Annotated in this window: 13 protein-coding genes; 6 read left to right on the forward strand and 7 right to left on the reverse strand. The window is 73.7% G+C overall.

Annotation, left to right across the window (positions count from 1 at the left end; genetic code table 11):
• Positions 1–392: 392 nt before the first annotated feature.
• From AB0B40_RS24675 to AB0B40_RS24690, 4 genes are all read left to right on the forward strand, one after another.
• A complete protein-coding gene (locus AB0B40_RS24675; protein ID WP_345049840.1) occupies positions 393–1,976 on the forward strand; it encodes an IucA/IucC family protein in 1,584 nt (527 codons plus the stop codon).
• 101 nt (positions 1,977–2,077) lie between these two features.
• Positions 2,078–3,793: an IucA/IucC family protein gene (locus tag AB0B40_RS24680; protein ID WP_362265601.1), complete on the forward strand. Its 1,716-nt coding sequence runs from the start codon at positions 2,078–2,080 to the stop codon at positions 3,791–3,793.
• Complete coding sequence (locus tag AB0B40_RS24685) at positions 3,790–5,004, forward strand: type III PLP-dependent enzyme (protein WP_345049847.1); 1,215 nt, start codon at positions 3,790–3,792, stop codon at positions 5,002–5,004. The genes AB0B40_RS24680 and AB0B40_RS24685 overlap by 4 nt, the downstream gene beginning before the upstream one ends.
• A 14-nt stretch (positions 5,005–5,018) precedes the next feature.
• A complete protein-coding gene (locus AB0B40_RS24690) occupies positions 5,019–6,380 on the forward strand; it encodes an MFS transporter (protein ID WP_362265603.1) in 1,362 nt (453 codons plus the stop codon).
• A 161-nt stretch (positions 6,381–6,541) separates the two neighbouring features.
• Here the strand turns inward: AB0B40_RS24690 and AB0B40_RS24695 are convergent, their stop codons facing one another.
• The 4 genes from AB0B40_RS24695 to AB0B40_RS24710 all read right to left on the reverse strand — a co-directional run bounded on the left by AB0B40_RS24695 (position 6,542) and on the right by AB0B40_RS24710 (position 9,030).
• Positions 6,542–7,225, reverse strand: coding sequence for an HdeD family acid-resistance protein (locus AB0B40_RS24695; RefSeq protein WP_345049851.1), 684 nt, complete (start codon positions 7,223–7,225; stop codon positions 6,542–6,544).
• 209 nt (positions 7,226–7,434) lie between these two features.
• Entirely contained in the window at positions 7,435–7,788 is a 354-nt protein-coding gene (locus AB0B40_RS24700; RefSeq protein ID WP_345049855.1) for a hypothetical protein, read from the reverse strand.
• On the reverse strand, positions 7,785–8,459 hold the full coding sequence (locus AB0B40_RS24705) for a sigma-70 family RNA polymerase sigma factor (RefSeq protein WP_362265605.1): 675 nt from the start codon (positions 8,457–8,459) through the stop codon (positions 7,785–7,787). The genes AB0B40_RS24700 and AB0B40_RS24705 overlap by 4 nt, the downstream gene beginning before the upstream one ends.
• A gap of 64 nt (positions 8,460–8,523) precedes the next feature.
• Positions 8,524–9,030, reverse strand: coding sequence for a hypothetical protein (locus tag AB0B40_RS24710; protein WP_362265607.1), 507 nt, complete (start codon positions 9,028–9,030; stop codon positions 8,524–8,526).
• A gap of 345 nt (positions 9,031–9,375) precedes the next feature.
• Between AB0B40_RS24710 and AB0B40_RS24715 the strand changes: the two genes are divergently transcribed.
• Complete coding sequence (locus tag AB0B40_RS24715; RefSeq protein ID WP_345049867.1) at positions 9,376–9,732, forward strand: cupin domain-containing protein; 357 nt, start codon at positions 9,376–9,378, stop codon at positions 9,730–9,732.
• Positions 9,733–9,949: 217 nt separating this feature from the next.
• Here the strand turns inward: AB0B40_RS24715 and AB0B40_RS24720 are convergent, their stop codons facing one another.
• The 3 genes from AB0B40_RS24720 to AB0B40_RS24730 all read right to left on the reverse strand — a co-directional run bounded on the left by AB0B40_RS24720 (position 9,950) and on the right by AB0B40_RS24730 (position 13,259).
• Entirely contained in the window at positions 9,950–10,927 is a 978-nt protein-coding gene (locus AB0B40_RS24720) for a D-cysteine desulfhydrase family protein (RefSeq protein WP_362265609.1), read from the reverse strand.
• Between the two features lie 125 nt (positions 10,928–11,052).
• Positions 11,053–12,405 carry a VWA domain-containing protein gene (locus AB0B40_RS24725; RefSeq protein WP_345049876.1) on the reverse strand — a complete coding sequence of 451 codons (1,353 nt, stop codon included), beginning with the start codon at positions 12,403–12,405 and terminating at the stop codon, positions 11,053–11,055.
• Positions 12,402–13,259 (reverse strand): MoxR family ATPase, encoded by an 858-nt coding sequence (locus tag AB0B40_RS24730; protein ID WP_362265611.1) that lies wholly within the window; start codon positions 13,257–13,259, stop codon positions 12,402–12,404. The genes AB0B40_RS24725 and AB0B40_RS24730 overlap by 4 nt, the downstream gene beginning before the upstream one ends.
• Positions 13,260–13,388: 129 nt before the next feature.
• Between AB0B40_RS24730 and AB0B40_RS24735 the strand changes: the two genes are divergently transcribed.
• On the forward strand, positions 13,389–13,973 hold the full coding sequence (locus tag AB0B40_RS24735) for a TetR/AcrR family transcriptional regulator (protein WP_345049882.1): 585 nt from the start codon (positions 13,389–13,391) through the stop codon (positions 13,971–13,973).
• The last annotated feature ends 130 nt before the right edge of the window (positions 13,974–14,103 follow it).

The raw sequence follows: 14,103 nt of genomic DNA on the forward strand, positions 1-14,103 counted from the left end.
GGGGCCTGACCACGGCCGGCGTAACCGCTGGACGCCGCACGGCGACGACATCCAGCACGTCGACAGCGTGGAGCCAGGAAAGAGTTAAGAGACGCCCAGCAGCCCAGGTCACGGCCGCGACCCGAGCCAGGGCCCCAGCGTGTCGGAGGGAGCGTCCGCGGCGGAAGCAGCAGCGGACCGTACAGGCGCACTGCTTCTCCGGCAGTTCTCAGGACACTTGCTGTATTTGCTCTGGCAATTCTCTTGATCGCCTTCCCGTAGCGTTCGTGGCGCGGCCGGAGCCCCTTGCGGCGCCGCGTCGAACACACCCCCACGAGCCCCCTGGACCACCCCATGCCCTTCCTCGTTCCCCGCCCTCGACAGCCGTTCGTCTCCGGATCGGGACGGTGACCATGCCCCGGACACACGTTGACGAGATCCGTCGCACCCGCCCGGACCTCGTGGAGCCGTTCACGGCCGCGCTCCCGGGAGCGCGGGCCACCGTGCTGGGCCGCCTGTGGGGCGCCTTCGTACGAGAACGCCTGCCCGGTGTGACCGGACACCGCCGGGAGTCCGGCAGCCTGGTGGTCGAGTTGCGGCAGGGCGGCCCACTCTCCGCGGCCGAGTCCTGTGCGCGGCCGTTCGCCGAAGTGCCGGACGACTTCGCCGTGTCCGGGCCCGACGGGCCGATCAGCGGCCCCGCACAGCTGTTGGCGCAGCTCGGCCTGCGCACGCCCGCCGCGCGACGGCTGGCGGCCGAACTGGACAACAGCGTGGACAACCTGGCTCTGGCCAGGGCCGCGAACGCAGACCGGGCGGCTCCGCCGAACGACTCGGCGGACGCCGAACAGGCCGTCGTCGAGGGGCACCCGCAGCATGCCTGCTGCCGGACGCGTACCGGCATGTCGGTCACCGACGTGCTCGCCTACGCTCCCGAGCACCACCCGGTCGTCCAGCTGGCGCTGCTGCGGGTCCCGGCCGATCGCTGGCGGAGCGCCGGCGTCTGGCCGCCGCGGCTGCGCGACGGCGACACGGTCCTGCTGCCGCTGCATCCCTGGCAGCGGGACCACGTCCTCGCACACCACCCCGGCCTGGCCGTCACGCAAGAGACGATCCCGGCCCGCCCCTTGCTGTCGCTGCGCACCCTGGCACCGCTGGGCGTCCTGCCGGGCTGCCACATCAAGACGGCGCTCGACGTGCAGGTCACCAACTACCGGCGCACCATCTCCCCGGCCGAGGTCGCCGACGGGCCTGTGCTGTCCGACCTGGTCGCGGCCCTCATCGACAAGGCCGGATACGGCGGCAGCCTTCGTGTCCTGCGTGAGCTGGGCGGCGGCGCCGTGTGCGTGGACGGACAGCCCTCGGCGAGCCTGGCGGCGATGATCCGGGAGTCGACCGAGTGTCACCTCGGCGCCGGGGAGATCGCGGTACCGCTCACCGCCGTCCACGCGACGGGAGCCGCCGTGGTGTCGGGGGATCCGGTGCGCTGGCTCACGGACTTCGCCGAACTCGTCCTGCCGCCCGCACTGACGCTGCTGTCCATGGGGGTGGCTCTGGAGGCCCACGGGCAGAACACGCTGGTCGTGCTGCGAGACGGGCGGCCGGTGCGGGTGCTGTACCGGGATCTGGACGGCGTACGGGTCAGCCCGCGCCGCCTGGCCAGGTCCGGCTTCACGCTGCCGCCGCTGCTCGGCAGCCGCGCGGGCGACGACGTGGACGCGCTGCACACCAAACTGTTCGGCGGCCTGGTCAGCGGGGTCTTCAGCGAACTGGTCCACGTCCTCGGCCGGACGCGGGCAGCCGATCCCCGGGCGTTGTGGGGCGCGGTGGCCGAGGTCGGCCGCCGCGTGTACGCCGGCCTGCCTGACCACGAGGACGCCGCGGCGTTCTTCGGGGACACGATGCCGCTGAAGGCGACCATCGCCATGCGCCTCTCGGAGAACCCGGGCAAGGCCCGCTGGACGTCCGTTCCCAACCCCCTGGCGCCGGGCCGCTGAGCCCCCCGCAGGCCGCCGACCAGCATCTTCATTCCCCGCGGGGCCGCCGAGCCCCGCCTCACGCAACCCGACCGTGAGTGTTGTCCCACTGGAGCGACCGTATGACCACCGGCACTGCCCCCGACGCCAGTACCGCCACCGCCGCGACCGTCACCGCACCGGCCGCCGAACCGGCCCGGACGGCCGACGCCGTCACCGCCCACACACTGCTCAACTGCCTGATCCGCGAGGTGTCCGCCCCCGAACACCAGGTGACCGTCGACGACGGCCACCTTCTGCTGCGTCTGCCCCGCCGGGGCATCCTGCTGCGTTGCCCGCTGCGCCGCATCTCACTGATCGGAGCCCACCGCTTCCAGGGCCCGGTGCAGCGGTTCGCCGACGACGCCTGGGCGACGGTCGGCTGGCGCGAGCTGGCCGGTCACATCCAGGACGAACTGCGGCTGCGCACGGGTGACGCCAACGAGGAGTTCCTGAGCCAGGTCGCCGACAGCCGGGAGACGATCCACACCGCGCTGGAAGGCCGGGCGGGCGTCACACCGCACGCGGACCCGTACGTCGCGTCGGAGCAGTCCCTGGTGTTCGGCCATCGCTTCCACCCCACTCCCAAGGCCCGCACCGGCGACCCGGCGGACTGGCTGGCGTACGGCCCGGAGACCGGTGCGCGCTTTCCCCTGCGCTACCTGGCGGTGCGCCGCGCCCTCGTCCGCGAGGAGGGTGATCTGCGCGAGATGGACGCGCTGTGCCCGGCGAACGAGCCGGGATTCGCCGTACTTCCGGTGCACCCCTGGCAGTACCGGCTGCTCGAGGACCAGGGCCGGCTGCGTGAGGCGATGGCCGCCGGCGATGTCGTCGACACCGGAGTGAGCGGAGCGGAACTGGTGCCGACCGCGTCGGTGCGCACGCTGTACCACCCCGGCAACGACACCTTCCTGAAGTTCAGCCTCAACGTCCGCCTCACCAACTGCGTGCGCAAGCACGCCAGTTACGAGCTGCCCGGCTGCGTCGCCCTCAACCGGCTGCTCCAGCCCGTCTTCGCCGACCTCGCCGGCCGCTTCCCGGGATGCGCGCTGCTCGCCGAGCCCGGCTACCGCACCCTCGACACCGCGGGCGACATCGCGCTCCTGGAGGGCCTCGGCGTCATCGTCCGCTCCGGCCTGCGCCGGCACCTGCGTACCGGAGTGACGCCCCTGCTCGCCGCCGCGGTGGCGGACGAGTACCCGACCAGTGACGCCCACGTCTCCCATCTGCTCGCCCGCGGCGACGGGGACGTCCTGGCCTGGTGGGACGCCTACCTGCGGCTGCTGCTGCCACCGGTGCTGGCGGCCTACTTCGAACACGGCGTCGTCCTGGAACCCCACCTGCAGAACGTCGTCGTCGGTGTACACCCCGACGGCACCCCGGCCCAGATGTTCTTCCGCGACCTGGAGGGCACCAAGCTCCTGCCCGGGCACCACGAGCGCAGCCTCGCGGACCTGCCGGACGACGTCCGGGGCCCCCTCACCTACGACTCCGAACGCGGCTGGAACCGGGTCGCGTACTGCCTCCTGGTCAACCACACCGCAGAAGTGCTCGGCGCCCTGGCCGATCTCGCCCCGACGCTGGAACCCGCCCTGTGGGGCCTGGTCCGCGACCACCTCGGCGCCTACGCCCGGACCGCCGCCGAACCGCCCCGGCTGCGCGCCCTGCTGTCGGGCGTACCGCTGCCCGCCAAGGCCAACCTCCTGCTGCGCTGGGCCCGCAAGGCCGACCGGCACGCCACCTACGTCCCCCTGCCCAGCCCGCTCGGGGCGGACTTCCCCCACGAGGTGATCCGGTGAGGTCCGCGCTGCTCGACCATGTCGGCAGGCTGACCGACGACGACCTGCCCGCCTACGTCTACGACCTGTCGGGTCTGCGCGAGCACGTCGACAGGATCCGGGCCGCGCTGCCGGACTCGGTCCAGCTGCTGTACGCGGCCAAGGCCAACTCCGACTCCCGCGTCCTGCGCACCCTGGCCGGACGCGTCGACGGGTTCGAGGTGGCCTCCGGCGGCGAACTGCGGCACGTCCGCGCCGTCGCCCCCGAGGTGCCGATCGCCTTCGGCGGCCCCGGCAAGACGGAGACGGAGCTGGCCTCGGCGCTGCAGGCGGGAGTGGAACGCCTGCACGTCGAGAGCGAACACGAACTGCGGCTGGTCACCGTCGTGCTGGGCGACGGGCTCGTCGACGTGCTGCTGCGCGTCAACGTGCCCGTCCACCTCGGTCAGGTCGCCCTGGCCATGGGGGGCCGGCCCAGTCCCTTCGGGATGGATCCCGCGCAGCTGGACCGCTGTCTGGAGGTGATCGCCGCCGACCCGCGCCTGCGGCTGCGCGGCCTCCACGTCCACCTGGCCAGCGGCCTTGGGGCCCAGGCCCAACTGGAGCTGGTCGACGAGGTCCTGGCCTGGGCCGGACACTGGGCCCACGAGCGCGGAATCAGCCTGGCCGAGGTCAACGTCGGGGGAGGCATGGGCGTCGACTACGCGGATCCGCTCCAGGTGTTCGACTGGTCCGCCTTCGGCGCCGGACTGAAGCCGCTCATGGCCCGTCACCCTCACCTCACGCTGCGCGTCGAGCCCGGCCGCTCGGTCACCGCCTACTGCGGCTGGTACGTCACCCAGGTCCTGGACATCAAGTCCAGCCGCGGGCAGACGTTCGCCGTGCTGCGCGGAGGCACCCACCATCTGCGTACCCCGGCCGCGAAACAGCACGACCAGCCCTTCGAGGTGATTCCCGACGAGACATGGCGCCGGCCGTGGACACGCCCGGAAGCCCGCGACGAGCCGGTCACGCTCGTCGGACAGCTGTGCACGCCCAAGGACGTCCTGGCACGGCGGATCACGGTCGAGCGGCTGCGCGTCGGCGACCGCGTCGCCTTCGCCATGGCCGGCGCCTACGCCTGGAACATCTCCCACCACGCCTTCCTCATGCACCCCCACCCGACCTTCCACCACATCGACGAGGCGGAGACGTCCGCCGCCCCGGGCACCTACGCCCGTCCCCTGTCATGACCGCCCGCCCGCGCATGCCCGCACCTCTTCGGAGCGCTGACCCGGACCGGCCCGGGAAGCCGGTCCCGAACGCGGTGCTCGCCACGCTCGCCGTCCCCAACTTCCGTCGCTACCTGCTCGGACAGCTGACCTCCAACATCGGCACCTGGATGCAGCGTGCCGCACAGGACCTGCTCGTACTCCACATCACCGGCAACAGCGGCGGCGCGGTCGGCATCGTCACCGCGCTGCAGTTCCTGCCGCAGACCCTGTTCGGCCTGACCGGAGGCGTCCTCGCCGACCGGTTCCCCAAACGGCGGCTGCTTCTGCTCACGCAGGCGGCCATGGGTGCGCAGTCGCTCCTCCTCGGCCTGCTGACCGTCACCGGCTCGGTGAACCTGCTGTCCGTCTACGCGCTGGCCTTCGCCCTCGGCACCGCCACCGCCGTGGACGGTCCCGCCCGCAACGCCTACATCGGCGAACTGGTCGCGCGTGAACAGGTGGCCACCGCGGTCAGCCTGAACTCCGCCCAGTTCAACGTGGCCCGCATCCTCGGTCCCGCCGTCGCCGGCCTGACCGTCGCGGCCTTCGGTACGGGCCCGGTGTTCCTGGTGAACGCCGCCTCGTACCTGGCCGTCCTCTACGGGCTGGTCACCATCCGCGCGGACGAGCCGGCCGGCCACGGCCGGCCACCGGCCGAACGTACCCGGCTGCGTGACGTCTTCCGCCATATCGCCTCGACGCCGGAACTGCTCCTGCCGATCGGCGTCGTCGCCTTCGTCGGCACCTTCGGCCTCAACTTCCAGCTGACCATCTCGCTCGTGGCCGTCACGGTCTTCCACTCCGGCGCCGCCGCGTTCGGCTGCCTGTGCGCCGCGTACGCCCTGGGCGGCCTCGTCGGCGCCCTCTGCGGGGCGTCCCGCGGCAAGGCCCCCACGTCACGACGTCTGATCGCCGCCACGGTCGTCTTCGGGGCGCTGGAGGCCGCATCGGGCCTCATGCCGGGCTACGGCACCTTCATGGTCCTGCTGATACCCACCGGCTTCGCCGCGGTGACCGTGACCACCACGGCCAACGCGCTGACCCAGCTGCACGCCGACGCACACGTGCGAGGCCGCGTCATGTCCGTCTACTTCCTCGTGCTCCTCGGGGGCACCCCCGTCGGCGCCCCCCTGGTCGGCCTGGCGTCGGACACCTTCGGCGCCCGGTCGAGCCTCGTGCTCGCCGGCGTCGTCTCGGCCTTCTCCGCGCCCGCCCTGTCGGTCCTGCTCACCGGACGGACCCGCACGTTCCGCCGGATCGCCGGACCCGCCTCCGCGACCTGCGCACCCCTCACCGGTGACCGGGGCACCCCTGCCACGGCCGGACCGGCGAGGGACCGGCCGGCCGAGGGCTGACGCGGGCCGGACGACGCGGGCCGGACGACGCGGGCCACCAAGTCCCAGGGGTCCGCCGCAGACTGGGCGTCGACTTCACCCGTGCCGAGGAACTCGCCCAGCGGAAGGGGGACTCCAGGGTCGCGGCGCCGGAACAGGAGGCCGCCGTCGAACGCGACCGGTCAGTGCTGGGGGTGAGGGTGCGCGTGGAACAGGGACCGCCGCTGCCTGGGGGCGCTGCCCCGGGTCAGACGCCCGGCTTCGACGCGCAACTGGATGGCGTGGAACAGCTCGACCACACCCAGGACGATCGCCATGATGCCCGTCACCAGAGTGAGCGCGGCGATCGAGCCGAACGGCAGGACGATCAGCACCATGCCTGCCAGCAGGGTGGTGACTCCCAGGAAGAGCTGCCATCCTCTCGCCGGCATGTCCGAGGCCGACGCGGCGGCCGCCGTCATCATGATGCCGCGCAGCAGCCAGCCGAAGCCGATCCAGAGGGCGAGCAGCAGGATGGATTCCAGGGTGCCCCGGAAGCAGACGAGCCCGAGCAGTACGCAGAGCGCGCCCGTGATGAAGTGCAGTGCCCGCAAGTGCCCGGGCACATGGGCGCCGAACGCCGCGGCCAGCTGGAACACGCCGCTGACCAGCAGAAAGGCGCCGAAGAGTACGCCTACGACCCGCAGCGTCTCACCCGGCCACGCCAAGACGATGACACCCAGGGCTATGGATGCCAGACCGATGGTGAACAGGGCCTGCCAGCCGAGGTTCGCCATGGTTCCCAGGACTTCACTGCCGGTGGACGCGCGCGGAGACGAAGCCCCCTGTGGCGGACTGTCACCCGGGAATTCGGAGGAGGACGTCATGCTGCTTACCTCTTTTCACGGAGCACCACGATTTCCCTGAAGCGCCATGAACGGATCAGGACACCTCCATCGTCACCCATTCGGCCCCGCCCCGCCTGAGGAAGGAAGCGGCCGGGAGAGGGGCCGGCCGGAGCTGGGCACGCGCACCGGTACGCGAACCTCGGGACGGTGTGCCGGTGTTCGCCGGACAGCGCGACCAGCGACTGTGCTCATGGCCGCGGCGCACTGGGGGAGGGCTGGGCCGTGGACGGTGTCACCGTGCTCGGGGCGGGGGAGGGCGTGCCGGTCCGCGGGTGTGCGGGGCGGGCCGGTTCGGCCGGGCGGGACGCACCGCCGCGCATCGTGAAGAACACCAGCGCGGCCACCGCGGCCAGCGCCAGCAGGCCCGCCACCGTCCGACGCGCCACCACCCGCCGGGACCGCACCGGCCCGGCCGGCGGGCGCGGCGGTCGCAGGTCGGCCGGGCCGACGGCGTGCGCACGGGCCGCCAGGGCGGCCCGCAGCCGCTGCTCGACGGGTTCCGCCGCGGTCCCGGAACCGGTCCCCGGCCCGCAGTCGTTCATCGCAGTCCTTCCAGACGCCGGCCCAGAGCGTCCAGGGCCCTGCTGGCCGTGGACTTGACGGCACCGCGCGACAGGCCGAGCGTCGTCGCGATCTCGGCCTCCGTCAGATGCGACCAGTAGCGCAGCACCAGTACCTCCCGTTGCCGCCGGGTCAGTGTGTGCAGCGCCGTCAGCACCTCCCGGTGGTCCTCGTGCAGGAGCACGTCCTCCTCCGGGGCGGGCACGTGCTCCTCCGGCGCGGGGGTGTGGGCCCGTACGGTCCTGCGGCGGCGCAGCACCGAGCGGGCCGCGTTGACGACACTGGTGCGCAGGTATGCCTCCGGGTCGTCCAGCGCCGCCAGCCGGTGGCCGTGCCGCCGGAACAGCGCGGTGAAGGCGTCCTGTACGACGTCCTCGGCGGTGGGCAGGTCGTCCACCAGCAGCACCGCCAGGCGTACCAACGACAGCCGGCGGTGGTGGTACAGGTCCTCTATGCCCGGCGCGGATCCTGCGTCGGCGACGGGCCGGGTGCCGTCGCCGTGCGCGGCGTGTGCCGTGCCCGTGCCCGTGCCCGTGCGGGCGAGGACGCGGACTCGCAGCGCCCGAGTGAGGCGGCGCCAGGGCTCGGCTCGCTTCGGGGTGCCGGCTCGTTCCCAGGGCAGGACCGTCGCCGGTGGTGTGGCTGTCGTCATGGATCTCCCGGTGCCGGGTGCGGGGGAGCCGCCGCGCGACGGCTCCCCCGGCTCCGGCCCTGCTTCAGTGCTGCTGCGGAACCGGCGCCGGTGCGGCGTGGCGGTGGTGCGGTACGGGCACCGGGCGGGCCGGCTCCGGCACGGGCGAGGGGGTTCCGGTGTGGATCGTGGACGGCATGGGGGACGGGGTTCCGGTGTGGATCGTGGACGGTACCGGGGACGGGGTTCCGGTGTGGATCGTGGACGGTACCGGGGACGGGGTTCCGGTGTGGATCGTGGACGGCACGGGGGACGGGGTCCCGGTGTGGATCGTGGACGGTACCGGGGAGGGGGTTCCGGTGCCGATCGGGGACGGGGCCGTGTGGTCACCCGCCGGGGCCGGCGTCGGCGCAGCGGTCCTCCCGTGGGCGGGGGAGTCCGCCGCGGCGTGGGCCGTCGGGTGGCTGTCGCCCTGCGCCGCCTGGGCGGTCATGGTGCCGGCGACGGCCAGGGCAGCGCCTGCGGCGGAGACCCCCAGCGCGGCGCGCAACCTGGTGGAGCGGTTCGGGCGCGGGGCACGGTGTACGGACATGTGTTCCTTCGGTCGTTCGGATCGGACATCTGGTCGAAGTGGAGGCCTCCACCCCGACAGACGTCCGGCCCCGCGCGAGGTTGCAGGTGACGTCCGAGCAATTTTCCGCCGGCCCCGCCGCCCCGTGCCGCTCGCCCCGGTGCGGGTGACTCGCCCGCAGCACGGCCTCCCTGCGCATGCCGAGCCGGTCGTCCCCGCTGTTCGCTGGCTGGCAGGAGAGGTGCGGGGGGCCGACGATGGTCTCGTGGGGTACGGCCGCCGCCGCAGCGCCGGTGCCGTCCGAGGCCGCCGGGGGACGGAGGCCGGCCCCGGCCGCGGCACAGCGGCCGGAAGGGAGACACCGTCATGCTGGAAGTGAAGACGGTCGAGAAGCCCGACGAACGGCGGGACTTCCCCCGCGGCCACCTCGAGGCGCTCCACCTGACCGGGCTCGATTTCGCTGTGGCCAGCTTCGAACCGGGCTGGCGCTGGTCGGAGTCCGTGGCACCGCTCGCGGGGACCGCGAGCTGCATGGTCCACCACAACGGCTTCGTCGCGCGGGGACGCATGCGCCTGCGCATGGACGACGGCGCGGAGAGCGAGGTCGGCCCGGGTGACGTCTTCGTGTGCTCGCCGGGCCACGACGCCTGGGTGGTCGGAGACGAGCAGGTCGTGGTCTACGACTTCGCCGGGACCATGGCGAACGAGTACGCGAAGGGTTAGCCGTACGGCGGTCCGGCCGCCCCTCGCTCCGCCGGGCCGCACCGACCGCGGCCCGGTCGTCCGTCCGGAGTCCGCCGGCGCGGCCCGGTGGCTTGCCGGATGCCGACAGGTGCGTCGCGCGTCGACGCCCGGCCACTGCGCGTGCCGTCCGCGGTGCGCGGACGCCGATGCCGGTGACATCGCGGAACGCCGTCTTGGAAGCGCGGGACGCCGTCGCTCACTCGCCGAAGGCCCGCGCCCCCTCCTCCGCGAACGCGATCGCGTCCGGGTGGCCGAACAGGCCCGGCAGGCCGCCGGTGTGGACGAAGACCGTCTTCTCGCCGGGGCGGATGTCGCCGTCCCGGACGGCCGCGCGGAGACCGGCCAGGGCCCGGCCCGTGTAGGTCGGGTCCAGGACCAGGCCCTCGGTACGCGCGGCGAGGCGCAGCGCCTGCGTCACCGGGCCGGTCAGGGCCGCATAGCCGGCGCCCACCTGGTCCCGGCGGATCCGCAGCCGCTCCGGCGTGACCGCCTCCTGCGTGAGCGGTGCGGCGAACTCCGCCACCGCCGCGGCCGGGTCGGCCAGCGCGCCCACGTCGACGCCGAGCACCGACCCGCTGCCCAGGGCCGCGATGAGTCCGGCCATGGTGCCGCCCGAGCCGAGCGCCACCACCGCCGTACGCAGACCGGGAAGCTGCTCGCGCAGTTCCGCGCCGCAGCGTGCGTACCCTCTGGCGCCCAGCGTGCCGGAACCGCCGAACGGGATCGGCGCCGGACGTCCGCCGCCGGCCCGCAGACGCGCGCAGACGTCCGCCGCCGCCCGGTCCAGTCCGGCCTGGTCCACCTCGCCGGCCCAGGCGAGCCGGGCCCCGAACAGCCCGTCCAGGGCCAGATTGCCGGAGTGCGAGGTGCCCGGGGAGCCCCGCAGGACGAGGACGACGTCCAGCCCGAGCCGGGCGCCCGCCGCGGCGGTCAGCCGGGCGTGGTTGCTCTGCGGTGCTCCGGTCGTCACGAGCGTGTCCGCGCCCTCGGCGAGGGCCGCCCCCACCGTCCACTCCAGCTTGCGGATCTTGTTCCCGCCGCCGCCCAGGCCGGTCAGGTCGTCCCGTTTCACCCACAGGTCGTCCGGCCCGAGCCCGAGCGCGGCAGCCAGCCGGGGCGCCGGTTCGACGGGAGTGGGGAAGGTGCCCAGCGGCACGGGCGGGTGCTGGCTCATGGCGAGGTCCTCGGGTCGGTGGCCGGCGGCTACGGCCGACCGGGTGCGTCCGGCGTCGCGGCCAGTCGATCACGGACGGGCGTCGCGGTCAGTCGATCACGGACCGGCACCCGGCGTCGCTCGCGTCACACCGGCAGCAGCCGGGCGACCAGCGCGCTGAGCTGCCGCGCCGTGCGGCACTCGTGCATCTCGACGAGGCCGGCGTAGGCGGGCGCGGCCGAGTCGCCGGTGCCCCAGCGGTCGCGTGGCTCGGGGTTCAGCCAGTAGACGCGCCGGGCCCGCCCGGCGACCTCGCGTACGGCCGGGAGGTTCGGGTCGCTCATGTTCGTCCGCGCGTCTCCGAGGACGAACACCGTGGTCCGCGGGCCGACCGCACCGGCGTACCGCTCGGCGAACTCGCCCAGCGCCACGCCGTAGTCGCTGCTGCCGTGCCAGCCGGTGAGGGTGGCCTCGGCGCGGATCCGTGCACTGAGCCCGTCCGGGTCGGCGCGGCCGTGACCGAGCAGGCCGGTCACCTCGTCGAGCCGGTTGACGAAGGCGAACACGCGGACCTTGCTGAACTGGTCGTGCAGGGCCTGCACGAGAAGCATGGTGAAGTCCGAGAAACCGGACACCGAACCGGACACATCGCACAGCAGCACCAGTTCGGGGCGCACCGGGCGGCGCCGGCGCAGCACCGGCCGCATCGGCACGCCGCCCGTGGACAGCGAGGAGCGCAGCGTGCGGCGCAGGTCGATCGTGCCGCGCGCGGCCCGGCGGCGGCGCGCGGCGAGCCGGGTGGCCAGCTTGCGGGCCAGCGGCGCCACCGCCCTGCGCAGTTCGGCCAGCTGGTCCCGGTTCGCGAACAGGAAGTCGACCCGGTCGGCGGTCGGCCGGACGGCCCGCCGTGCGACGTCGTCCCGCCCGCGCCGCTCCGCGACCCGGCGCCGGGCCTCCGCCCCGACCATCCGCCGGAACTCCGCGATGCGCCCCCGGATCTCGTCGTCGAGCAGCCGGTCCGCGAATCCGGTGCCGCTGCCGTCCCGGCCCCGTACGTCGGCCCGTACCCGGGCCAGCAGGGTCTGCGGGCGCAGCCGTTCGAGGGTCTGGTACGCCGACCAGCCGTCCGAGCCCGGCGAACTCCCGTATCCGCCGAGGCCGTCGACCGCCTCCGCCGCCAGCCGGGCCATCAGCGCCCGGTCGTCGGCGGCCAGCGCCTCGGCGAGCCGGTCACGCAGGGTTTCCCGGTCCCGGGGCGCGTCCTGCGGACCGCCGACGCCGCGCGGGAAGTACAGGTCGAAGACGGAGTCGAACAGGGCGCGCTGTCCGGGGCCGTGCAGCAGCGTGGCGGCCAGCCCCTCGCGCAGCAGTTCCCGGTCCGCGAGGCCCAGCGCCCGCGCCGCACGGGCCGCGTCCACGGTCTCGCCGGTGCCGATCCGCACGCCGTGGGCGCGCAGCGCGCCGGCCAGACCGGTGATCCGGTCGGCGACGTCGGTCACAGCGCGTCCAGGTCGAGCTTGGCCGCCGCCTTCTGGATGTCGTCCTGGTGCTTGAGGATCACCCCGAGGGTGTCCCGTACGACGGTCTCGTCCAGGGTGTCGGCGCCCAGGGCCAGCAGGGTCCGCGCCCAGTCGATGGTCTCGGCGACGGACGGCACCTTGCGGAGGTCCATCGCGCGCAGCGCCCCGGCCACCCGGACCACCGACTCGGTCAGCGCCTGGCCGAGATCCGGCACCTTCAGCCGTACGATGCGCCGCTCCAGCTCCTCCTCCGGGAACCCGATGTGCAGGAACAGGCAGCGGCGGCGCAGCGCCTCGGACAGCTCCCGGCCGGCGTTGGAGGTCAGGACCACGAACGGGCGCCGGGTGGCGGTGACCGTGCCCAGCTCCGGGACCGTGACCTGGAAATCGCTGAGCACCTCCAGCAGCAGTCCCTCCATCTCGACGTCGGCCTTGTCGGTCTCGTCGATGAGCAGCACCGTCGGCTCGTCGCCGCGGATGGCGGTCAGCAGCGGGCGGGGGAGCAGGAACTCCTCGCTGAAGATGTCGGTGCGGGTGTCGTCCCAGCTCTCGTCGCGGCCGGCACTGATGCGCAGCAGCTGCTTGGCGTGGTTCCACTCGTACAGCGCCCGGGACTCGTCCACGCCCTCGTAGCACTGGAGCCGCACCAGCCGGGCCCCCGCCACCTGGGCGACGGCCTTGGCCAGCTCGGTCTTGCCGACTCCGGCGGGGCCCTCCACCAGCAGCGGCTTGCCCAGCCGGGCGGCGAGGAAGACGGTCGTGGCGACGGCGGGGGAGGCGAGGTAGCCGGTCTCGGCGAGACGGGCGGAGACGTCGTCGACGGACGTGAACAACGGGGGCCTCCGGCGGGTAGTCCTGAGGTGCGGCGAGTCCGAGGTTCCTATCTAAGCGCTTGTTCACCGCCCGCGCCACGGTATACACCGATCGGTTTCCATCTGGCCGTATCGCGGTAACCTCGCCGTATGGCCACCACAGAGAAGGCGTCGCGGAAGGCGTCCCCACGCGACCGGCTGCTCGACGCCGCCGCCCGGCTCTCCTACGAGGACGGCGTCGGCGTCGGCATCGAGGCGCTGTGCCGGGAGGCGGGCGTGTCCAAGCGGTCGATGTACCAGCTGTTCGACAGCAAGGACGCGATGCTGGCCACGAGCCTCGAACGGCGCATCCCCCTGTACGAGGCCCAGCTCGCCCACCCCGACCCCGGCTCCTCGACCCCGCGCGAGCGCATCCTGTACGTCTTCGACCGGCTCGCGCGAGCCTCCCAGGACGCCGACTACCACGGCTGCCCCTATCTGGCCGTACTGGTCGAACTGAAGGACCCGGCGCACCCGGCGAGCGTGGTCGCCCGCGAGGCCAAGGAGCGTCTGAGGGCACGCTTCCACGCCGACGCGGAGCGGGGCGGCGCCCGTGATCCCGGTCTGCTCGCCCGCCAGCTCGTCCTGGTCTTCGACGGCGCCAGCGCCCGGGCCGGCGCCCGGGTGGAACGCCTGGACGACGGACTGGTCACGGCCACGGTCACCGCACTGCTGGACGCGGCCGGCGTGCGCTAGGCACGACCACGAACCCGCGCCACGAGATCCCGCCCCCGACCATAGGCCGCCCCCGACCATAGGCCGCCCCCGGCCGCCGCCGAGGGAGATGACCGCGACCTCCGTGGTGCCGCCCCCGATGTCCACCACC

Origin of the sequence: Streptomyces sp. NPDC042638 (assembly GCF_040647235.1) — a bacterium.
Classification (GTDB): Bacteria; Actinomycetota; Actinomycetes; order Streptomycetales; family Streptomycetaceae; genus Streptomyces; species Streptomyces rameus.

Coding starts and splice junctions, on each gene's coding strand:
- AB0B40_RS24675 (WP_345049840.1), top strand. CDS start 393: ATGCCCCGGACACACGTTGACGAGATCCGTCGCACCCGCCCGGACCTC.
- AB0B40_RS24680 (WP_362265601.1), top strand. CDS start 2,078: ATGACCACCGGCACTGCCCCCGACGCCAGTACCGCCACCGCCGCGACC.
- AB0B40_RS24690 (WP_362265603.1), top strand. CDS start 5,019: ATGCCCGCACCTCTTCGGAGCGCTGACCCGGACCGGCCCGGGAAGCCG.
- AB0B40_RS24695 (WP_345049851.1), bottom strand. CDS start 7,225: ATGACGTCCTCCTCCGAATTCCCGGGTGACAGTCCGCCACAGGGGGCT.
- AB0B40_RS24700 (WP_345049855.1), bottom strand. CDS start 7,788: ATGAACGACTGCGGGCCGGGGACCGGTTCCGGGACCGCGGCGGAACCC.
- AB0B40_RS24705 (WP_362265605.1), bottom strand. CDS start 8,459: ATGACGACAGCCACACCACCGGCGACGGTCCTGCCCTGGGAACGAGCC.
- AB0B40_RS24710 (WP_362265607.1), bottom strand. CDS start 9,030: ATGTCCGTACACCGTGCCCCGCGCCCGAACCGCTCCACCAGGTTGCGC.
- AB0B40_RS24715 (WP_345049867.1), top strand. CDS start 9,376: ATGCTGGAAGTGAAGACGGTCGAGAAGCCCGACGAACGGCGGGACTTC.
- AB0B40_RS24720 (WP_362265609.1), bottom strand. CDS start 10,927: ATGAGCCAGCACCCGCCCGTGCCGCTGGGCACCTTCCCCACTCCCGTC.
- AB0B40_RS24735 (WP_345049882.1), top strand. CDS start 13,389: ATGGCCACCACAGAGAAGGCGTCGCGGAAGGCGTCCCCACGCGACCGG.